Origin of the sequence: Gordonia aichiensis NBRC 108223 (assembly GCF_000332975.1) — a bacterium.
GTDB classification, from domain to species: Bacteria; Actinomycetota; Actinomycetes; order Mycobacteriales; family Mycobacteriaceae; genus Gordonia; species Gordonia aichiensis.
The window spans coordinates 210602-231151 of sequence record NZ_BANR01000004.1 but is presented as its reverse complement, the minus strand read 5'-3'; the positions used below and the strand labels follow the sequence as shown (position 1 = coordinate 231151).

The following is a 20550-nucleotide window of genomic DNA, read 5'->3' as shown; positions in this document are numbered from 1 at the left end:
CCTCATCGGAACTCCCACGCCTCGATTACCGACAGATCGTCTTCCCGTCGGGAGCGGCCCGCCCTCGGCTGGCCGCAGTCTCCCAGTAAGCACCTGTTCGGCGATCGGGAGAACGGTTGCGATCACGCTGATCTTTTGACCTCCGGACGGGAAGAGAGCCGAGCGGGTCGCCCGTTGTGTCGTGGCGTGACCACCTCAACGTCGCTGTCATTGGCCATCGGGCTACAGGGTGCCGGTCGACACCCGGCCGCATGGCGAGACCCCGCGGCGAGACCCGACGCACTGTTCACCGCGGGCTACTGGCGTGATGCCATCCTCACCGCCGAACGCGCGGGTGCCAACCTCGTGACGCTCGACGACGGTTTCGGAATCCGGCCGCCCCTGCCCGACGAGTCGTCGACGGATATCCCGGTACGAACCGACCTCGTCAACGGCAGACTCGACACCGTGCTGGTCGCGGCTCGAATCGCGCCGCTGACCACGCGGATCGGCCTGCTGCCCACCGTGACGGTCACACACACCGAGCCGTTCCACACGTCGAAGGCCATCGCCACGCTCGACTACGTCAGCGGTGGGCGCGCGGGCGTGCTCCTCGCCGTCGACGACCGTCCCGAGAACATCCGACTGTTCGGGCGGCGCGACGTCGCGACGGCGTCGAATCGACCTGCACTACACCGTGAAGCAGCCGAATACGCCGACGTGATCGGTCGTCTGTGGGATTCCTGGGAGGACGACGCCGAGATCCGCGACGTCGAAACCGGCCGCTTCATCGACCGTGATCGGTTGCACTACATCGACTTCGACGGCGAGTTCTTCTCCGTCCGCGGACCGTCGATCACGCCACGGCCACCGCAGGGACAACCGCCGATCGCGGTGACCGTGTCACCGGAGGATGCGACGTCCCTCGAATTGCTGCGCAGCAGCGCCGATATCGGATTCTTCACGAGTCCGGCAGACCGCGCTGCCCTCGACGCCACGTCGGTGGCCACAGATGGCACACACCGGGACCAACCGCGACTCTACGACGACCTCGTCGTTTATCTCGACGACACGCACGCTGCGGCGGCGGACCGGCGGGCACGGTACGACGACTGGCTCGGTACCGACTTCGACGACGGTACACAGACATTCGTCGGCACCGCCGCGGCGCTGGCCGACCTGATCGAGGAGCGCGCTGGGCTGCGCGGCCGGCCGTCGGGAATCCGGTTGCATCCGGGCGCGATCGGACACGACCTCGCGCGGATCGCCGACGACCTCGCACCCGAGCTCGCCCGACGCGGAATCGTCGATGCGGGTGCGAATGGTGTTGACACACCCTCTCTTCGAGAAGCGCTCGGACTCCGCCGTCCGGTCAACCGATATACGCGCACAGCCGTCGGAGGCGGCACCCGATGACCAAGCAGATACATCTCGCAGCACACTTCCCCGGCGTCAACAACACGACTGTCTGGAGTGATCCGGGCGCCGGCAGTCACATCGAGTTCTCGTCGTTCACCCACTTCGCGCAGACCGCCGAGCGCGGACTGTTCGACTTCCTCTTCCTCGCCGAGGGACTACGGCTGCGCGAGCAGAATGGCGAGATCTACGACCTCGACGTCGTCGGCAGGCCCGACACCTTCACCGTCCTCGCCGCGCTCGCGGCCGTCACCGATCACCTGGGACTCGCGGGCACGATCAACTCGACGTTCAACGAACCCGTCGAGGTGGCACGGCAATTCGCCTCGCTCGACCATCTCTCCGACGGCCGCGCGGCCTGGAACGTGGTGACCTCATGGGATGCATTCACCGGCGAGAACTTCCGCCGGGGCGGGTACCTCCCGGCCGATCAACGCTATGTGCGGGCGCGCGAGTTCCTCGACACCGCCGTCGAACTATGGGATTCGTGGGAGCACGACGACGTCGTCGCCGATCGCTCGACGGGCGAGTTCCTGCACCGGCCTCAGGCCGGGCAGTTCGCACATCGCGACTCGCAGTTCGACATCAGCGGAACCTTCGCGGTGCCGCGTAGTCCGCAGGGGCGGCCGGTCATCTTCCAGGCGGGCGACTCGGACGAGGGCAGGGAGTTCGCCGCAGCCCGTGCGGACGCGATCTTCTCGCGGCATTCGACACTCGACGACGGCCGAGCCTTCTATGCCGACGTCAAGGGACGCCTCGCGGCCCACGGGCGCACATCGGAGGACCTGTTGATCCTGCCCGCGGCGACGTTCGTCGTCGGGGATACCGACGAGCACGCCGCGCATCTGGCGCACGAGATCCGCCTCGCCCAGGTCAGCGGGCAGACGGCCATCAAGTTCCTCGAACAACTGTGGAATCGCGACCTCAGCGACCACGACCCCGACGGCCCACTGCCCGCCATCGATCCGTTGCCCGGAGAGAACACCGTGGCCAAGGGGCGGGCGAGTGTGCGCATCCACGAGGATCCGCGCGACGTCGCGGCCCGCTGGCGCGCGCTGGCGGAGTCGAAGAACCTGACGACGCGGGAGCTCATCATCGAGGTCACCGGTCGCCAGGCGTTCGTCGGATCGGCGCGCACGGTCGCGACCGAGATCAATCGCTATGTGCAGGCCGACGCGAGCGACGGGTTCATCCTCGTCCCGCACCTCACGCCGGGTGGTCTCGACCGCTTCGTCGACGAGGTGGTTCCCGAACTGCAGGAACTCGGGGTGTACCGAACCGAGTATCCGGGACGCACACTGCGGGAGAACCTCGGACTGGGCGGAACGCGGGGAGAGGACGACACCCGTGGACAGGGCGAGAATCTCGGGCTCTCCGCGGCCACCACGGGTTAGGGTTCTGGTGGGCGTCGCGCCCGCGGGCGCCCGGCGACGAGCTCACCGACCCGTGTCGGCGACGAGGGGAGATCACAGGTGGACGCAGTGTTCGGCGACAATCTGGCCTGGGGCGCGTCGTTCAGCATCATGGGAGTGGCTCTGCTCGCCGTCGGCTTCGTTGCCCTCGATCTCGTGACGCCCGGTCGGCTCCGGAAGCTCGTCTGGGTCGACAACAACCGCAACGCGATGATCCTCACGACGTCGATGGTCGTCGGTATTTCGTTCGTACTCGTCGCCTCCGTCGTGGACACAGCGGGCATGGTGCTCTGGAAAGCCCTGCTCTACACGCTCGCCTACGTGGTGTTGACCATCGCGGTGATGATGTGGTCGTTCGTCCTCATCGACTGGCTCACGCCGGGCAAGCTCGGGACCATACTGCTCGAGAACGACGCGCACCCCGCCGGCTGGATCTCGGCGGCGGTCTTCGTCGGGGTGGCGGCGATGATCGGTACCGTGCTGATCGTCTGACCTTATTGACTGTCCGACAATAGGCGTTCTAGGGTGTGCAGAGCTGTGACCGGCGACACCGTCGGCCACCAACCGTCCACGCTGCACAACCGGGGGAACCATGACCGCTGCATTGATCGAAGAGTCCATCGACATCGACGCCACGCCGACGCAGGTGTGGGCCGTGATCTCCGACCTCGCCCGCATGGGTGAGTGGAGTCCGCAGTGCGCGAAGATGTTCGTTCTCGGCGGGACCGTGAAACTGGGCACACGCACCGTCAACATCAATCGGCGTGGCCCCCTGATCTGGCCGACCACGGCGAAGGTCGTGCGGTTCGCACCCAACCAGGAGATCGGCTTCCGCGTCTCCGAGAACCACACGGTGTGGAGTTACACCATTGAGCCGAACCAGTCGGGCGGCGTCACGGTCACCGAACGCCGGGAAGCCGCCGGCGGTAAGACGACCAAGGTGTCATCGACTCTTGTCGACGCCGTGTTCGGCGGCGCCGACTCGTTCGAGGAAGAGCTCAAGGTCGGGATGGCCGAGACCCTCGGCAAGATCAAGCGTGCCGCCGAGTCGAGCGCGGCGCAGGCTGCCTGACCTGCTTCCGTCACCGGCTCACTCGCCGTCGAGTTTCTCCATCAGAGCCGGGAGGTCGGCAAGCGAGCCGATGATGTGATCGGGCACGGGGCCGAACTCGTCGCGCTGAAGCGCGCGTAGGGCCTCCTCACGGAACTTGCCGGTGCGCACCAGCACTCCCATCAGTGCCGCGGCCTGGGCGCCGAGGACGTCGTTGTGCATGTCGTCGCCGACCATCACCACCTGCGTGGGTTCGAGGTTCATCAGTTCGACCGCGGCGCGAAACCCCAACGGGGACGGCTTGCCGATCGCGCGGATCTTTCGCCCGGACGCCTTTTCGAGTCCCTCGAGATAGACGCCGGTGTCGATCGACAGTCCGCGTTCGGTCGACCAGATCATCGAACGGTGCATCGCAACGACAGGCGTACCCGCGAGCATCTTCTCCAGCACCGTCGAGAGCGCGGTGTGCGTGAACACCGGTCCGGCGCCGCCGAGAACGACAACCTGCGCTTCGGCGGGATCGTCGGTGAGCGGCACACCGGTCATGTCCTCGGCGATCGGGCCCTCGTTGAGCACCCATGCGAGCTTGCCCGAGTAGTTGCGCGACAGGAACTCCGCGGTGAGTTTGGCAGCGGTGAGGATCTCGCCGGGCTCGACGTCGAATCCGCAGTTGCCGAGCGCCTCGGCGATCTGCGATCGCGACCGTGACGTGGTGTTGGTCAAGAACATTCGTGGATAGCCACGCTCGGAAAGCTCTTCGATCGCCTCGACGGCCCCCGGCAGCGCATGCCACGAGGTGACCATCACCCCGTCGATGTCGAGCAGCAGCCCCAGCGTCATGCATCGAATCTAGTGCGCAGCGGGCGCGAGCGCAGGGCGGGCCGGAATCGCATGGCATGCTGGGCCAATGCGTTCCGTCGCCGAACATCAGAAGACCGTCAGCGAATTGTTCGGACCCCCTGAGACCGTCCGCATCGCGGTTGCCGACGCGCTGGGAATGGCCACCGCCGACGACGCGGTGTCCGCCTTCCCGATGCCCGCCTTCGACAACTCTGCCATGGACGGCTACGCGGTTCGGGCCGCCGACATCGCCGGTGCGAGCGCCGCCGAACCGATCCGGTTACGCGTCGTCGACGATATCCCCGCAGGTCGAACCGGGCAGGTGACCCTCGAGCCCCAGACGGCCGCACGCATCATGACCGGCGCCCCGCTCCCCGATGGCGCAGACGCCGTGGTTCAGGTCGAACTCACCGACGGCGACTTCTCGGTCGATCACCGCTCCGGTGCGACCGTCGGGTTCACCACGAGCGTCGAGCCGGGAAAGCACATCCGCCGTGCAGGTTCCGACATCGCGCGCGACGAGGTCGCGTTACCCGCGGGCACGGTACTCGGAGCCGCACAGATCGGTCTGCTCTCGGCGCTCGGCCTCCCCGACGTCGAGGTGGCCAGGCGATTGCGCGTGGTGGTGCTCTCGACCGGCTCGGAACTCGTCGAACCGGGAAAACCGTTGCAGCACGGGCAGATCTACGAGTCCAATGGCGCCATGCTGACGGCTGCGGTCACCGAGGCGGGCGCGCTGGCACGTCACATCCATTTCGTTCCCGACGACGTCGCCGACTTCCTCGAGCGGCTCGACGACGCATCGGCAGACGCGGATCTGATCATCACGTCCGGCGGCGTCAGTGCGGGCGCCTACGAGGTGGTCAAGGACGCCCTGGGCGGACGGACCGCGGAGAGTCGGGGGCGCGTCGAATTCGTCAAGGTGGCGATGCAGCCGGGCATGCCGCAGGGGTGCGGCCATCACCGGGACGCGACCGGGCGTCAGGTACCGATCATCACGCTCCCCGGCAATCCGGTCAGTTCACTCGTCTCGTTCGAGGTCTTCATCCGCCCTCCGCTGCGCGCGGCGATGGCTCTGCCACCCGACCGAAGGCACCTGTCCGCGCGTCTCGGCAGCGACATCCGATCGCCGGAGGGCAAGAGACAGTTCCTGCGCGGCGTCGTCGACGATCCGCTCACCCCGTCCGACACGTCGCCGGTGGTCGAACCGATCGGTCCACCCGGCTCGCATCACCTCCGGTACCTCGCAGGCGCGAACGCGTTGATCGACATCCCGGCGGAGGTCACGTCGCTGACCGCTGGGACCGTCGTCGACGTCGTCGTTCTCTGAGACCGGCTGCTGTCGAGTCGACGTCGGCAGCCGTCGCTAAGCTGTATGGACGCAACGGACAATCCACGCGCGACCGACTCGGGAGGGTGATCAGGTGGCCAGGCGCCCGCGACCGGACGCATCAGCACAACATCCGGCAACCGCATCCGACGGTCCCATCCGTTCCGGGCTGACGCCCGCGCATCTCGTGGCACTCGCGCGTGAGACGCTTCCCCCGATCCACCCTGCCGGACTGCCATTCGTGGCCGCAGCGTCTGCGGTAGCTCTCGCCGGTCGACGTCATCGATGGGTCGCTGTACCGGCCACCGCCGCGGCAGGCGCCTGCGCGGCGTTCTTCCGGCACCCCTCGCGGGTGCCGCCCACCGAGGAGGGCGTCGTGGTGGCCCCGGCCGACGGCATCGTCAGCCTCGTCGACGACGCCGTTCCCCCAGCGGAATCAGGCCTCGGCGAGAGGCCACGCCCCCGCGTCTCGACCTTCCTGTCGATCTTCGACGTGCACGTCCAGCGCGTCCCGATCAGCGGTCGGGTCGTGTCGGTGACGCACACACCGGGACGGTTCGTGTCCGCCGATCTCCCTGAGGCGAGCTCGGCCAACGAGCGCACCACGATGGTCGTACGTCCCGAGGGCGACGACGACCCCGACCCGACGCCTCGCGAGTCCGACATCGCGGTGGTGCAGATCGCGGGTCTGTTGGCACGTCGCATCGTCTGCACGGCGAAGGTCGGCGACCACCTCACCATCGGCGACACCTACGGGCTCATCCGGTTCGGTTCACGCGTCGACGTCTATCTCCCACCGGGAACTCCGCAGCGGGTGTCGGTCGGGCAGCGCACCGTCGGCGCCGAGACCCCGCTGGCGACGCTGCGCGTCCGGAATCCGACCCGCACCGGCGACGGCGGGTGACATGCCCAGCACCAATCGTGCGGGCGTAGACCGCACGCCACTGCACTACCGCAATCCGTCGATGCGGTCGACGCGGCGTCGTGTCCCTCGCCGGACGGCGTCGACCGACGAGCAGGGAACGCTGCGCCGCCAGGCGGCCGCAGGTCGGATGTTCGTCCCGTCGGCGTTGACGATTCTCGCGATCTGCGCGGGGCTGACCGCGGTCCGCGCGGTGATCGACGACAACGTCAACCTCGCGATGGCGCTCGTCGTCGCAGCAGCACTTCTCGATGGACTCGATGGACGTGTGGCCCGACTGATGGGCGCGACCAGCAAGATCGGTGCCGAGATCGACTCGCTTGCCGACGCCATCAACTTCGGCGTCGTGCCTGCGTTGATCGTTTACCTATCTCTTCTCCGCGGCCACGACCTCGGCTGGGGCTTCGCATTGATCTACTGCTGTGCGATCGTGCTGCGACTCGCCCGATTCAACACCCTGCTCGACGACACCGACGCCCCTGGCTACACCCGTGACTTCTTCGTCGGTGTCCCCGCACCGGCTGCGGCCCTGGTCGCTTTGTTGCCGATCGGGCTGGTGCAGCAGTTCGGCGAGGGCTGGTGGACCTCACCGTTGGTGGTCGGATGCTGGCTGGTCATCGTGGCGCTGCTGGCGGTCAGTCGGGTTCCGACGGCGTCGCTCAAGACATCGTCGGTGCATCCGCGCAAACTTGCAGGTCTGCTGATTCTGGTCGCGATCGGTGCCGCACTGCTGCTCACCTACCCGTACGTACTGATGATCATCCTGGTGGTCGCCTACGCCGTGCACATACCTTTCGCGTGGCGCAGTCGACGCTGGGTGCAGGCGAGACCCGAGCACTGGGAGGCACCGCCTGCCCAGCGCCGTGCCGAGCGTCGTGCGATCGCCCGCAGCCAGCCCCGTCGCGTTCTTCCGCCCCGCAAGTCGACAGCGCGGCTCGGTCTGCACAAACCCGGCGCTGACCCGACGAGCGAGCCGACGACCTCCGACACCGCCGAAAGCGGTGAGTCCCGATGAACGCACAGCTCACGCTCACTGCGCGACTGAACACCTCTGCCGCCGATTCGCGGCGCGGGATCGTACGCGCGCATCCCGAAGCACTGGCCGCGCTCGGATTACGCGAATGGGACGCTGTGTCGATCACGGGGGCACGCGTGACCGCTGCCGTCGTCGCTGCCGCACCATCGGGGACACCCACCGGAACGCTGCTGCTCGACGACATCACCTTCTCCAACGCGGGCATCAAAGAAAACGCATCCGTCGTGCTCTCCGGGGTTGCCGTGTCCGGAGCGGCGCGCGTCGTCGTGACCGGTTCCGCGGTCACGTCGCGCGGCGTCGACGAGGCGACACTACGACGCGCACTACTCGGCAAGGTGCTCTCGGTCGGGGATGCGGTGTCGCTGCTGCCGCGCGACCTCGGTCCCGAACTGACCGCGAGCTCGGCGACCCGCGCACTGGCGCTGTCGGTCGGGATCACGTGGACCAACGAGTTGCTCACCGTCGCCGCTACTGACCCGGGTTCACCCGTCAGTGTCCAGCCGTCGACGGCGGTCCTCTGGGCTGAGGGCGCAGCCGACGCCGACGGCATGAAGGCCAACGACGCGAAAGCCGGTGCCGACGGCATGAACGCCGGCGCCGGCGGCGCGCATCCCGGTGCCGACGGCCGGACGGGGCGGGGCTGGGTCACCACTTCGCCGGGTGCCCAATCGCCAGGACATCGGGTGCGCCCGTCGTCGGAGCTGGTCGGGGTCGACGCCCAGGTCGCGAAGCTCACGGAATGGCTGGACATCACACTCGACGAGCCTGCGGTGTTGCGGGCGCTCGGCGCCACTCCGCGACTCGGCGTGCTGATCTCCGGTCCCGCGGGTTCCGGCAAGGCAACACTGGCCCGATCGGTCTGCGCTGCACGAACTCTGACCACCATCGACGGCCCGACTGTCGGATCGCTCGAGGCGTCGTCGCGGCTACGAGCGGTCAGTGATGCGGTCGCCGATCTCCGGCGGTCCGGCTCAGGGGTGCTGCTCATCACCGACGTCGACGCCCTGCTGCCCGCCGAGACCGAACCGGTGTCGACGCTGATCCTCGATGAACTGCGTGCGGCGATCAACCCCGCCGACGCGGCGTCGCCATCGTCCGACCACATCGCTCTGATCGTCACCAGCGCCGAACCCGCAGGAGTCGACGAACGCCTACGCGCTCCCGATCTGTGCGACCGAGAACTCGTCATCGGACTACCCGATGCGGCACGGCGTGCCCGCATACTCGGCGTGATCCTCACCGGGGTGCCCACCGACGGCGTCTTGAACCTTGACCAGATCGCCTCACGCACACCAGGTTTCGTGGCTGGTGATCTTGCGGCACTCGCCCGTGAGGGTGCCTTGCGCGCGGCAGCGCGGGCAAGCGCAACCGCTGCGCCGCCGACGCTCACCGACGATGATCTCGTCGGCGCACTCGACGTCATCCGGCCGGTCTCGCGCCTGCGCACCCCGGAGGTGGCGGTCGGGTCCATCACGCTCGACGACGTCGGCGACATGACCGACACGAAACAGGCGCTCACCGAGACGGTGCTCTGGCCGCTGCAGCATCCCGACACGTTCACCAGACTCGGCGTGGAGCCGCCGCGTGGGGTGCTCCTCTACGGACCGCCCGGATGCGGCAAGACCTTCGTCGTGCGCGCGCTCGCAGCGTCGGGCATGCTCTCGGTGCACATGGTCAAGGGCGCCGAACTGATGGACAAGTGGGTCGGGTCGTCGGAGAAGGCCGTCCGCGATCTGTTCGCCGCGGCACGCGAATCGGCGCCGTCACTGATCTTCCTCGACGAAGTCGACGCCCTCGCACCGCGTCGAGGACAGTCGACCGACGCGGGTGTCGGTGATCGGGTGGTTGCCGCGTTGTTGACCGAACTCGACGGCGTCGAACCGCTACAGGACGTCGTGGTGCTCGGCGCCACCAACCGCCCCGACCTCATCGATCCGGCGCTGCTGCGTCCGGGGAGGTTGGAGCGCCTGGTGTTCGTGCCACCACCGGACGCCGATGCCCGCGCCGACATCCTGCGTACCGCCGGGCGCAAGGTCCCCCTCGCCGAAGGCATCGACCTCAAGCGACTGGCAGCCGATCTCGACGGCTACTCGGCCGCCGATTGCGCCGCGCTGCTGCGCGAAGCGGCGCTCTCGGCAATGCGCCGAGACATCGACGCAGCACAGGTCACCGCGGACGACGTCGCCGATGCGCGTACCCGCGTGCGCCCGTCACTCGACGCCGCGCAGGTCGAGGATCTCCGCGCTTACGCGGACCGACGCAACGACTGACCGCTGCGGGGCCTCAACTTGTCTGGGTGGCGCCCTGACCGGCCTGACCATTCGGCACCTGGCCATCGGGCGCCTGACCGTTCGGCACCTGACCATTGGGCGCCTGACCGTCGGACTGTTGCCCCGGCCCGCCGAAGGGTGACTGCCCATTCTGGCCTGCTCCGCCGTTCATGCCGGGCATCTGGCCACCGTTCATACCGGGCATTCCCCCGCCGTTCATACCGGGACCGCGCATCTGGTTCTGACCCGACGAGTTGTCGTGACCGACGACGTACCCGGCGCCGAAACCGAGCAGCCCGAAACCGACCGCCAGACCGACTCCGCCTGCGATGATCGCGTTCTTGACCTTCGGCGGCACCTGTTCGGCTCGCGGATGCCCCTGCTGCGCGGCCTGCCCAGCAAGCGTCGGCCTCGGCTCGACCGTCGGATCGTTCGAGGTCGCGGTCGTTTCCGGACTCGCGGGCCGCTCGGGGCTCACGCCGGGGTGCTCGGGGCTCACGCCGGGGTGCTCGGGGGTGGTTGGTGCGGACATCTGTGGGGTGCTCCTCATCTCGGGCGCGTCGAGGCCCACGCCGATCAACGGCGCGAGCACGACGCATCAACAGGTGTCGTCCACGGTGGCGACGGTCCCTGACACCGGACTACCCGCTCCCTGCACGTCTGCTGTGAGGCCTCAGCTCGTCGTGATCGTGTAGAAAACCGACGAGCCACCCGACGCAGCCGCAGGCGTGACGCCTGCGCTCACCCAGTACGTCGTACCGCTCTTGTCCGCCGTCAGTACCACGACGGATTGTCCGTTCTGCGATGTGCGCTGCGACTCGGTGTACCCGGCGTCGGTCAGCTTCTTGACGGCGGTGTCGAGGACGTTCGAGTCGCTTGCCGGCGCCTGAACCGTCACCGACCACCCCTTGCCCGCGGCGCCCGATGCGCTCAGCACGGTGCCGTCGATCAGCGGCACCTGCTCGGTCGGAAAGTCAGACGGCAGTGCCACTCCCCGTCGACCGTCGTTGTCGTCGGACGAGCAGGCACCAACGACCAGGGCGAGCATGCATGTCAGCAGGACGACTATGAACCTGGCTAAGCGCGACATGACTGCAACGGTAAGATAGTCGAGCGGGCAGTTGCTCCGTGACACCCCGCCAAGCGACGAAAGACGGAGTGCCCTTTGATCTCAGTGTTGGCCGTGTTGGCCGTGTGTGCGCTCATCGCACCCGCCATCATCCATGCGCTCGGCACCAAGGGTTTCTACGTACTCGCACTGGCCCCGCTCGGCGGTCTCATCTGGGTACTCCTCAACTGGCCACACGCGCACGAGCCTCCCCGTGTGGAGACCGTCACGTGGGCCCCCACGTTGAGCATGGACTTCGTGATGCGGTTCGACACGCTGACCGCGATCATGTCCGTGCTGATCCTCGGTGTCGGCGCGCTCGTGCTCTGCTACTGCGCGAATTACTTCGACGACGCCCGACCCCGGGTCGCCATCTTCGGTGGCGAGATGATCGCCTTCGCCGCGGCAATGTTCGGCCTCGTCGCCAGCGACAACATGCTGATGCTCTACATCTTCTGGGAGCTCACCACCGTGTTGTCGTTCATGCTGGTCGGCTTCTATCACGTTCGCGCCACGTCCCGCCGATCGGCGACGCAGGCACTGCTCGTGACCACTCTCGGCGGCCTCGCGATGCTGGTCGGGATCATCATGCTCGGCGAACGCACCGGGTCGTATCTGCTCTCCGACCTCGTCGCGCACCCGCCGTCGAGTGGGGTGTTCGTCGACGTCGCCATCGTGCTCGTGCTGATCGGTGCCATCAGCAAATCCGCTATCGTCCCGTTCCACTTCTGGCTTCCCGGAGCGATGGCCGCGCCAACGCCGGTCAGCGCATATCTGCACGCCGCAGCGATGGTGAAGGCAGGCATCTACCTGATCGCACGCCTCGCGCCCGGGTTCTCCGACCTCACCAGCTGGCAGGTCATGACGATAGGCCTCGGCTGTTTCACGATGCTGCTCGGCGGCTGGCGCTCGTTGCGCGAACTCGACCTCAAGCTCATCCTGGCCTTCGGCACGGTGTCGCAACTCGGCTTTCTCGCCGTGCTGTTCGGGATGGGTGACGCCAACGTCGCGATGGCCGCGCTGGCGATGCTCGTTGCTCACGCGATGTTCAAGGCAGCCCTGTTCATGGTGGTCGGCATCATCGACCACTCGACGGGTACCCGCGACATCCGCAAGCTGGCCCGCCTCGGACACCGGCTCCCCTGGCTCGCGGCCATCGCGGCCGTCGCGAGCGCGAGCATGGCGGGGTTGCCGTTCACGATGGGATTCATCGGCAAGGAGACCGCGTTCGCCTCGATCTGGGACACCGGGTCGCTGCAGCACTGGCAGGCCGAGACCGTCGATTACGTCCTGCTCGCAGGATCGATCATCACGATGGCGTACACAACGCGTTTTCTGTGGGGCGCCTTCGGGCGCAAGGTGCGCCGACTCCCGAGCCGCGTCGTCGCGCAGATGCATCCGCCGTCCATCGCGTTCCAGATGCCACCCGCGATTCTCGCGGTACTCGGCGTGGCCACCGCTTTCCTGAGTCCGTTCATCGGCGACGCCTTCGAACCGTACGCGGAGAGCCTGCCGTCCTACGGCCATGAGATCGAGCACCTCGCGATGTGGCACGGGTTCGGTCTGCCCGTGGTCTTCTCGATCATCGTCATCGTCGGTGGCGCAGCACTGTTCCTACTGATCAGACGGCTGCGCGACCTGCTCTTCCGCTATCGCCCGCTGCTCAACGCCGACCGCATCTACGACGCGACGCTGCGCGCGGCCGACACGCTGTCGTTGATGCTGACTCGCAACACCCAGCGCGGTTCGCTACCCATCACGCAGGGCGTGATCATGTGCACCGCGATCGTCCTGCCGATCACGGTGCTGTTCCTCGGTTCCCGCGATCGGCTCTCGCTGCGCGGTTTCGATTCGACGATCGAGGTGGTCATCGGCGGAATCATGATCGCCGCAGCAATCGCAGCGGTCGTGCTGCGCAACCGACTCGCCGCGACGCTGATCGTCGGTGTGACGGGCTACGGGTGCGGCGTGCTGTTCGCGCTCTACGGAGCCCCCGACCTCGCGCTCACGCAGTTCCTCGTGGAGACGCTCACCCTGGTGATCTTCGTCCTCGTCCTCCGCAAGCTGCCCGCCGAACCCGAGCCCCGGCACGCGACGGGATTCAAGGCCGTGCGCGCACTCATCGGTGCCGCTGTCGGCGTCGGACTCGTGGTGATCGGACTGTTCGCCGCAGCCGCGCGCAACTCCCAGCCCGTCTCGATCGACATCCCCGAGGCCGCATACAAGTGGGGACACGGGGCCAACGCGGTCAACGTACTGCTCGTCGACATCCGTGCGTGGGACACGATGGGCGAGGTCAGCGTGCTCATCGTGGCAGCGACCGGCGTCGCGTCGATGGTGTTCCGCAACCGCAGGTTCGGGGCCGCTCCCCGTGTGTCCGACGCCGCGCGACTGCTCGCCAACGGCAATCAGAACGGCGACGAGGACGACGATCCGATCCCGCCGGACCGCACCACCTGGCTGCGGGGCAGCGAGTTCCGCGACCCGCGCAACCGCTCGATGGTCCTGGAGGCGACCACGCGTCTGATCTTCCCGACCATGGTCGTGCTCTCGATCTACTTCTTCTTCGCCGGCCACAACGCACCGGGCGGCGGGTTCGCAGGCGGCCTGACGATGGGCCTCGCGTTGGTGCTGCGGTACCTGGCGGGCGGCCGATACGAACTCGGCGAGGCACTGCCCGTCGAACCCGGGAAATTCCTCGGCGCCGGGCTGCTGATCTCCGCAGGCACCGCGGCGACGTCGCTGCTGCTCGGCGCGCCGGCGCTGTCGTCCGCGGTCCTCAAGGTCACGCTGCCCCTGCTCGGCGACGTCAAGATCGTCACGGCACTGTTCTTCGATCTCGGCATCTACCTGATCGTGGTCGGCCTGGTACTCGACATCCTGCGCAGCCTCGGCGCGCGTCTGGACGTCGAGACCACGATTCCGGCGGGCACCACCCTCCCCGTCGTCGAGGAGGCGAGGCGATGAGCGTCAACCTCGGCCTGCTGGTCGTCGTCGCAATTCTCGCCGCATGCGGCTCATACCTGCTGATGGAACGCAGCCTGATCCGGATGTTGCTCGGTCTGCTCCTGGTGGGCAACGCGATCAACCTGCTCATCATCACGCTCGCCGGTCCACCCGGAAATCCGCCGATCCTGGGCCGGACGTCGGATCACCGCACACACGATGCCGATCCGCTCGCCCAGGCAATGGTGCTGACAGCGATCGTCATCACGATGGGAGTCGGCGCGTTCATCCTCGCGATGGTCTACCGGCTCTTCGTGCTCAACCGCGACGACGACGACGTCGAAGACGATGTCGAGGACCGCAAGGTGCTGCACACCAGCCTCAAGAACGCGCCCGACCGCGACCGTAGCGACAACCCCGAGACCGGCGCGGACACGCCGCTCGGCGATCTCTTCGACGACGAGGGCAACCCACTGACACCGGAGGAGTACGCCGCACTGCACCGGACCAAGATCGAAACCGACCTGATGCCCGAGGACGACGATGTCGTCGACGAGGTCTCGCGCGAGGAGGACGAGCTCGCCACCGAGGTCGCTCGCGAGGTGGACGAACTCGCTGACGCAGGCGTCGAGGTCGTCGACATGACCTGGCCGCTGGGCAACGACCTGCAGGATCCGGACAAGCCCTACCCGGGGACCGCGGACCCGCGGAAACCATCACCGGGCCCCGGTCGTGACGACGACGCAGGCCCGCCCACGGAGCAGGGGGACGATCGATGACACCCCAGCCCTCGTGGATTCCGGTCCTCATCACATTGCCGACACTGGTACCGCTACTCGGCGCCGCGATCACGCTCCTCGCCGGTCGCAGCCCGATCCTCCAGCGTGCGATCGCCCTCCTCGCGATCGGTACCGCCCTCGTCGCGTCGGGGATGATGCTCTATCTCACCGACAAGCACGGCACGTTCTCGGTCCACATCGGCGGCTGGGGGTCGAAGGGATACCCGAACGGTCCGCTCGGGATCACACTGGTCGTCGATCCGCTCGCCGCGCTGATGCTCGTGGTGTCGACGGTCGTCCTGCTGTGCGTGGTGAGCTACGCGATCGGGCAGGGTATCCGCGACGGAACGTCGCAGCAGCCGGTGTCGATCTTCCTGCCGACCTATCTGATCCTGTGTGCGGGCGTCTGCAACTCGTTCCTGGCAGGCGATCTGTTCAATCTGTTCGTCTCGTTCGAGATCCTGCTGTCTGCGAGCTTCGTGCTGCTGACACTCGGCGCGAGCGGCGAACGAGTGCGCGCCGGTGCGTCGTACGTCATGGTGTCGATGCTGTCGTCGCTGATCTTCCTGGCAGGCATCGCATTCGCCTACGCCACGACCGGCACGCTGAACCTCGCCGAGATGGCGCTGCGACTCGACACAGTGGCCGATGGCACCCGCAATGCCCTCTATGCGGTACTGCTGGTCGCTTTCGGGATCAAGGCCGCGGTCTTCCCGCTGTCGTCCTGGCTGCCCGACTCGTACCCGACGGCGCCTGCACCGGTCACTGCGGTGTTCGCAGGCTTGCTGACAAAGGTGGGTGTGTACGCGATCATGCGTATCCACACGCTGCTCTTCCCCGGGGGATCGATGGATTCGGTCCTCATGATCGCGGGCCTGCTGACGATGCTCATCGGCATCTTCGGCGCGATCGCCCAGTCGGACATCAAGCGCCTGCTGTCGTTCACGCTCGTCTCGCACATCGGCTACATGATCTTCGGGATCGCGCTGTCGTCGCGGCTGGGTCTGTCTGCTGCGATCTACTACGTTGCCCACCACATCCTCGTGCAGACCACCCTGTTCCTCGTGGTCGGCCTGATCGAACGCCAGGCGGGTTCGGCGTCGCTACGCAGGCTCGGCGGTCTGATCGCCAGCCCGCTGCTCGCCGGGCTGTTCCTGATCCCCGCCCTCAATCTCGGTGGGATACCCCCGTTCTCGGGGTTCATCGGCAAGGTCGGACTCCTCGAGGCCGGTACCCGCGACGGATCTGTGCTGGCGTGGCTGCTGGTTGCGGGTTCGGTGATCACGAGCCTGCTCACGCTCTATGTGATGGCCCGCGTGTGGACCAAGGCCTTCTGGCGCCCACGCGCCGATGCACCCGAAGGTGAACTCGCCGACAGTGCGCCCTCGGCGCTCATCGACGAGCGCAACGACATCTCCTTCGACGACCGCGAGGATGTCGGACGGATGCCGGTCTCGATGGTGATCCCGACGGCACTGATGGTCGCGGCCGGTCTGGTACTCACGTTCTGGGCAGGCCCCATCCTGCGCTTCACCGACAGCGCTGCCGACAACATCGGCGACCGCACCAACTACATCGTCAGTGTGCTGGGAGGTGACACATGACGAACGGTGACCATCACCCCGGACGCAACACGCGACGTCGCACTTCCGGTGCCGTTCGTGCGCCCGGCAAGGGTCCGGTCCGATCCTTCCTCGTCAACGCATGGCGCGTGTCGCTGCTGTTCATCTTCTGGAACACCGTCCGCGTGTTCGTGTGGGTGCGTGAACACGTCCATATCCCCGGCCGCATCGCGAGCGACGGTCGAGAACTCGCGGTTCGCCTGTGGGTCCTGGCCTGGCTCACCTTCGTCTGGGTCCTGTTGTGGGGCACCGTCTCGTGGGCCAACATCATCGGCGGTGTCGTTCTCGCGCTCGTCATCTCCATCCTGCTGCCGCTACCGCGGGTTCCCGTCGAGGGCCGCATACACCCGCTATCGATCCTGTGGCTGATCGTGCGACTGGTCGTCGACTTCTTCGTGTCGAGCGCGCAGGTGGCGTGGGCGGCGATCCGGCCCGGTTATCGCCCGCTCGGCGCGGTCATCCGCGTACGTGTCGCGATCAAATCCGACATGGTGCTCACGCTCGCCGTCGACTACCTCAATCTCGTTCCCGGCACGATGGTGCTGGAGATCGACCACCGTCGTCGACTGATCTACGTGCACGTCTTCGACGTCCGCTCCGACAAGAAGGTGCGTGCTTTCCATCGACAGATCGCCTTTGTCGAGCGGATGTTCATCAAGGCCTTTGAGCGAGACAGCGAATGGCATCCGAGTCCCTACCACGGCATCGATGACGATTACCACCACGTGCGTGCGGCCGAGCGCGCGTCGATCAAAGCGGAGCAGAACCTATGACCGTCGTCTGGGTGGTCGTTGCCGCACTGCTGCTCATCGCAGCCGTGCTCACTGCAGCCCGTGCACTGATGGGCCCGACAACCCTCGACCGTCTCGTCGCCCTCGACACGCTCATCGCGCTCGCGATGTGTGGTCTCGCCGTGTGGGCGGCCTACAGCGGCGACACCACCGTGGTGCCAGGTGTCGTCGCACTCTCGCTGCTCAGTTTCGTCGGATCGATCGCCATCGCCCGCTTCCGCGTCCGGGACGATCAGACATGAGGGGGGCGCGATCATGATCGTCGACATCGTCAGCTCGGTCTTCCTCATCACCGGTGCGTTGATGGCGTTCACCGCGGCACTCGGCGTTTTCCGCTTCCCGGACACCCTGAGCCGTATGCACGCGGCGACCAAACCGCAGACATTCGGACTGCTGCAGATCCTCATCGGCGCAATCATCCAGCTCGGCAACAATGTCGACGTCGGAATGCTGATTCTCGCGGGTCTGTTCGCCATCATCACGGCACCTGTCATCGCGCACCGAATCGGGCGTTTGGTCTATCAGGAGCAACGCGCCCAGGACGGATTGATCGCCAAGGAGAGGATGGACCGGGGCGATATCGACTGACTGGTCACAATCCGCTGTGAAGCGCCGCGTCCTACACAGTGTTCGGTCACAATCATCAAGGGAATCGTCCTCGACTCTGGGGGCGATGCGCCGGGGGCCGACAATGATGCGGGGGAACTGTACGCGGATTGGGAGTGCGGTGTGACACCGGTGCTTGAGCGGTTTGATCAACGCTCCCTCGCGATGCTGTGCAGCCAGGTGGGGGCCGTTCCGCTCATTGCTTTCGGGCTTGCATCGGACTCGTTTGTCTTTCCCGGGAAGCACTGGGTGTTGTCGCTCGTCGGCATCTTCACCCTCTTGTCGATCGTGCTCACCGTTCGTGCGGGCAAGCTCAACGACCAGCTCTTCGCCATCGATGGTTTCGGCGGAATGCTGGGGATCGCGGCATCGGCCGCGGTGGTCGCAGACGACGGTTCGGCTTTTGCGGTACTCGTTCTCATCGCCGCGGTTCCCGCGCTCGCCGCAATGGCCTCGCCGCAACGTATCGTCGTCGGTTTCGTCATCGCAGCCATGGGTCTCGCATGTGCGGTCGTCGCCGCACGAGCCACGTCGACGACCGCCCTCGCTGTCGGTGGCGGCGCTGTTCTGATGGCGATCGCCGTGCCGACGATCATGGTCACGATGCTGCGTCGGACGTTGTCCTCGTTACTCGACGAGCAGGCACGACTGAGTATCACCGATCCCCTGACCGGCGCACTCAACAGACGCGGACTCTTCGACGGCGCGGCCGCGATGTTCCGCACCGCCGAGCGCACGGGTGCTCGCGTCGCCATGCTCGTCGTCGACATCGACCACTTCAAGCGCATCAACGACACCCACGGGCACACCGCGGGCGACGCCGTCCTGATCCTGGTGACGGATGTGCTCCGAGACGGCGTCGGCGGCGACTCACTTGTCGCCAGAACCGGCGGTGAGGAGTTCACCGTGCTGATGCTCGTCGATGACGAAGCACAGCTCCGCGACATCGCGTCACGGTTGTGCGTCACCGTTCACGCGAGTGCGGGGGTCACGATCAGCGTCGGCGGGGTGAGCGCTCTGCCACACGAACTCGACGGCGGCGAGGACTCAGCGCAGGCAGCTCGGACCCTTGACCAGCTCGTCGCGCCCGCTGATCACCTTCTGTACTCGGCCAAACATCTCGGCAGGAACCGATCGGTCGTGGCGTCGATCGCCGAGGTCGCCACCGGAGTCGGCGACTCATACGGCAGCGTCGTGCCCGCGACGTTCGTCGACGACGAACCCGACAACGCCACCGCACGCGTCGCGCGCACCGAGGGCTACGAACATGACGGGAGACAGCGCATGGTCGAGATACTCCACCCGTACTACGACGCCGCGCGGATAGCGCAGGTCACCGAGTCGGCACGGCGAGAAGTGGTCGACATGTGGCCGTCGGCCATCGAGGAGTTCCGCACGCTCGACGCGCTCGAACACATCGAACCCGGGTCGCCACCGCATCACCTCATCGACTTCGACGACCCCGCAGCCATCGACGCCAGGACGCGATATGTCGTCATCGAATGGCGCAACACTGTCGTCCGGATGCCCGACTCCGATCTGTTCTACCGACTCAAGACGGCACGCAACCGCTTTCTGCTGACAAGCTCCGAGCAGGCGGCGTGGCGTGACGCAACGGTCGCCGTCGCGGGACTTTCCGTCGGATCGTCGGCACTGGCGTCGTGCGCGCTGACCGGCGCCCGTCGTTTTCACATCGCCGACTCCGATCGCCTCTCCGCCACCAACCTCAACCGTATGTCGGGATCGATCTGCGACGTCGGACTCCCGAAGATCGACATCGCGCAACGCCGCATTCTCGAAGGGGATCCGTACTCGTCGGTGACACGATTCGCGCACGGGTACTCGTCCGACACCGCAGACGACTTCCTCGGAATCTCCACCGGCAGACCAGTATCGGTGGTGATCGAGGAGATCGACGACATCGGGCTGAAGATCGATATGCGCCGTCGAGCACGCGCGGCGCGCATTCCGGTGGTCAGCGTCACCGATATCGGCGAGAACGTGATGCTTGATATCGAGCGCTACGATCTCGAGCCCGACTACCCGATCTTCCACGGGCGCGGGGAGAACGTCAGCGAAGCCGACGCGGCCGACCCCATGCAACGCCTCGACATGGCGATGGCGATCGTCGGCGACAACCTCACCTCGCGAATGGCGTTCTCCGCCAGCCAGGTCGGCCGTGGGCTCGCGTCCTGGCCGCAGCTGGGCTCCACTGCTGCGATGTCGGGCGGACTCGCGGCAGCTGCTGCTCGCAACATCGTCTGCGGGCGGTCGGTGGCATCAGGACGCTACGTCCTCGACATCGAGCGCATGATCATGACCCAGCGCGAATACCACGAACTCCAGTGGAATGAACTCACCCCCGACGTGTTCGCCGAGGTATTCAGACAGGGCAGCGATAAACGACCCGCGGCGCCCAAACCGTTGGCGTCCGAATAGTGC

Annotated in this window: 18 protein-coding genes; 15 read left to right on the top strand and 3 right to left on the bottom strand. The window is 66.7% G+C overall.

Annotated features, from left to right (window positions below; genetic code table 11):
• The first annotated feature begins 186 nt into the window (after nucleotides 1–186).
• The 4 genes from GOACH_RS05690 (at nucleotide 187) to GOACH_RS05675 (ending at nucleotide 3879) form a co-directional block, all read left to right on the top strand.
• Entirely contained in the window at nucleotides 187–1395 is a 1209-nt protein-coding gene (locus tag GOACH_RS05690; protein WP_005171916.1) for an LLM class flavin-dependent oxidoreductase, read from the top strand.
• Nucleotides 1392–2789 carry an NtaA/DmoA family FMN-dependent monooxygenase gene (locus GOACH_RS05685; RefSeq protein WP_005171911.1) on the top strand — a complete coding sequence of 466 codons (1398 nt, stop codon included), beginning with the start codon at nucleotides 1392–1394 and terminating at the stop codon, nucleotides 2787–2789. Before GOACH_RS05690 ends, GOACH_RS05685 begins: the two co-directional genes overlap by 4 nt.
• A 78-nt stretch (nucleotides 2790–2867) precedes the next feature.
• A complete protein-coding gene (locus tag GOACH_RS05680; protein WP_005171909.1) occupies nucleotides 2868–3299 on the top strand; it encodes a DUF350 domain-containing protein in 432 nt (143 codons plus the stop codon).
• 100 nt (nucleotides 3300–3399) lie between these two features.
• Complete coding sequence (locus GOACH_RS05675; RefSeq protein ID WP_005171907.1) at nucleotides 3400–3879, top strand: SRPBCC family protein; 480 nt, start codon at nucleotides 3400–3402, stop codon at nucleotides 3877–3879.
• Nucleotides 3880–3897: 18 nt separating this feature from the next.
• On the opposite strand, the gene GOACH_RS05670 is transcribed toward GOACH_RS05675, so the two are convergent.
• Entirely contained in the window at nucleotides 3898–4698 is an 801-nt protein-coding gene (locus GOACH_RS05670; protein WP_005171905.1) for an HAD-IIA family hydrolase, read from the bottom strand.
• 67 nt (nucleotides 4699–4765) lie between these two features.
• On the opposite strand from GOACH_RS05670, the gene moeA reads away from it, so the two are divergent.
• The 4 genes from moeA (at nucleotide 4766) to GOACH_RS05650 (ending at nucleotide 10256) form a co-directional block, all read left to right on the top strand.
• Nucleotides 4766–6028, top strand: coding sequence for a molybdopterin molybdotransferase MoeA (gene moeA, locus GOACH_RS05665; protein ID WP_005171902.1), 1263 nt, complete (start codon nucleotides 4766–4768; stop codon nucleotides 6026–6028).
• 94 nt (nucleotides 6029–6122) lie between these two features.
• A complete protein-coding gene (locus tag GOACH_RS05660) occupies nucleotides 6123–6932 on the top strand; it encodes a phosphatidylserine decarboxylase (protein ID WP_083859025.1) in 810 nt (269 codons plus the stop codon).
• Nucleotide 6933: 1 nt separating this feature from the next.
• Entirely contained in the window at nucleotides 6934–7965 is a 1032-nt protein-coding gene (locus tag GOACH_RS05655; protein WP_005171898.1) for a CDP-alcohol phosphatidyltransferase family protein, read from the top strand.
• A complete protein-coding gene (locus GOACH_RS05650; RefSeq protein WP_005171895.1) occupies nucleotides 7962–10256 on the top strand; it encodes an AAA family ATPase in 2295 nt (764 codons plus the stop codon). Before GOACH_RS05655 ends, GOACH_RS05650 begins: the two co-directional genes overlap by 4 nt.
• A 13-nt stretch (nucleotides 10257–10269) precedes the next feature.
• Here GOACH_RS05650 and GOACH_RS05645 read toward each other — a convergent pair whose 3' ends face one another.
• Entirely contained in the window at nucleotides 10270–10788 is a 519-nt protein-coding gene (locus GOACH_RS05645) for a hypothetical protein (protein ID WP_040517911.1), read from the bottom strand.
• 141 nt (nucleotides 10789–10929) lie between these two features.
• A complete protein-coding gene (locus GOACH_RS05640; protein ID WP_040517793.1) occupies nucleotides 10930–11346 on the bottom strand; it encodes a hypothetical protein in 417 nt (138 codons plus the stop codon).
• A gap of 75 nt (nucleotides 11347–11421) precedes the next feature.
• On the opposite strand from GOACH_RS05640, the gene GOACH_RS05635 reads away from it, so the two are divergent.
• The 7 genes from GOACH_RS05635 to GOACH_RS05605 all read left to right on the top strand — a co-directional run bounded on the left by GOACH_RS05635 (nucleotide 11422) and on the right by GOACH_RS05605 (nucleotide 20547).
• A complete protein-coding gene (locus GOACH_RS05635) occupies nucleotides 11422–14331 on the top strand; it encodes a Na+/H+ antiporter subunit A (RefSeq protein WP_005171887.1) in 2910 nt (969 codons plus the stop codon).
• Entirely contained in the window at nucleotides 14328–15089 is a 762-nt protein-coding gene (locus GOACH_RS05630; protein WP_005171886.1) for a Na(+)/H(+) antiporter subunit C, read from the top strand. Before GOACH_RS05635 ends, GOACH_RS05630 begins: the two co-directional genes overlap by 4 nt.
• The gene (locus tag GOACH_RS05625; RefSeq protein WP_005171882.1) at nucleotides 15086–16693 is read left to right on the top strand and encodes a Na+/H+ antiporter subunit D; all 1608 of its coding nucleotides are present in this window, start codon (nucleotides 15086–15088) and stop codon (nucleotides 16691–16693) included. Before GOACH_RS05630 ends, GOACH_RS05625 begins: the two co-directional genes overlap by 4 nt.
• Entirely contained in the window at nucleotides 16690–17484 is a 795-nt protein-coding gene (locus tag GOACH_RS05620; RefSeq protein WP_005171879.1) for a Na+/H+ antiporter subunit E, read from the top strand. Before GOACH_RS05625 ends, GOACH_RS05620 begins: the two co-directional genes overlap by 4 nt.
• Nucleotides 17481–17744 (top strand): monovalent cation/H+ antiporter complex subunit F, encoded by a 264-nt coding sequence (locus GOACH_RS05615; RefSeq protein ID WP_005171877.1) that lies wholly within the window; start codon nucleotides 17481–17483, stop codon nucleotides 17742–17744. The genes GOACH_RS05620 and GOACH_RS05615 overlap by 4 nt, the downstream gene beginning before the upstream one ends.
• A gap of 13 nt (nucleotides 17745–17757) precedes the next feature.
• The gene (mnhG, locus tag GOACH_RS05610) at nucleotides 17758–18090 is read left to right on the top strand and encodes a monovalent cation/H(+) antiporter subunit G (RefSeq protein ID WP_005171874.1); all 333 of its coding nucleotides are present in this window, start codon (nucleotides 17758–17760) and stop codon (nucleotides 18088–18090) included.
• A gap of 141 nt (nucleotides 18091–18231) precedes the next feature.
• Nucleotides 18232–20547 carry a diguanylate cyclase gene (locus GOACH_RS05605; protein ID WP_005171871.1) on the top strand — a complete coding sequence of 772 codons (2316 nt, stop codon included), beginning with the start codon at nucleotides 18232–18234 and terminating at the stop codon, nucleotides 20545–20547.
• Nucleotides 20548–20550 lie beyond the last annotated feature (3 nt).

Coding starts and splice junctions, on each gene's coding strand:
- GOACH_RS05685 (WP_005171911.1), top strand. CDS start 1,392: ATGACCAAGCAGATACATCTCGCAGCACACTTCCCCGGCGTCAACAAC.
- GOACH_RS05675 (WP_005171907.1), top strand. CDS start 3,400: ATGACCGCTGCATTGATCGAAGAGTCCATCGACATCGACGCCACGCCG.
- GOACH_RS05670 (WP_005171905.1), bottom strand. CDS start 4,698: ATGACGCTGGGGCTGCTGCTCGACATCGACGGGGTGATGGTCACCTCG.
- moeA (WP_005171902.1), top strand. CDS start 4,766: ATGCGTTCCGTCGCCGAACATCAGAAGACCGTCAGCGAATTGTTCGGA.
- GOACH_RS05655 (WP_005171898.1), top strand. CDS start 6,934: ATGCCCAGCACCAATCGTGCGGGCGTAGACCGCACGCCACTGCACTAC.
- GOACH_RS05650 (WP_005171895.1), top strand. CDS start 7,962: ATGAACGCACAGCTCACGCTCACTGCGCGACTGAACACCTCTGCCGCC.
- GOACH_RS05645 (WP_040517911.1), bottom strand. CDS start 10,788: ATGTCCGCACCAACCACCCCCGAGCACCCCGGCGTGAGCCCCGAGCAC.
- GOACH_RS05640 (WP_040517793.1), bottom strand. CDS start 11,346: ATGTCGCGCTTAGCCAGGTTCATAGTCGTCCTGCTGACATGCATGCTC.
- GOACH_RS05630 (WP_005171886.1), top strand. CDS start 14,328: ATGAGCGTCAACCTCGGCCTGCTGGTCGTCGTCGCAATTCTCGCCGCA.
- GOACH_RS05625 (WP_005171882.1), top strand. CDS start 15,086: ATGACACCCCAGCCCTCGTGGATTCCGGTCCTCATCACATTGCCGACA.
- GOACH_RS05620 (WP_005171879.1), top strand. CDS start 16,690: ATGACGAACGGTGACCATCACCCCGGACGCAACACGCGACGTCGCACT.
- GOACH_RS05615 (WP_005171877.1), top strand. CDS start 17,481: ATGACCGTCGTCTGGGTGGTCGTTGCCGCACTGCTGCTCATCGCAGCC.
- mnhG (WP_005171874.1), top strand. CDS start 17,758: ATGATCGTCGACATCGTCAGCTCGGTCTTCCTCATCACCGGTGCGTTG.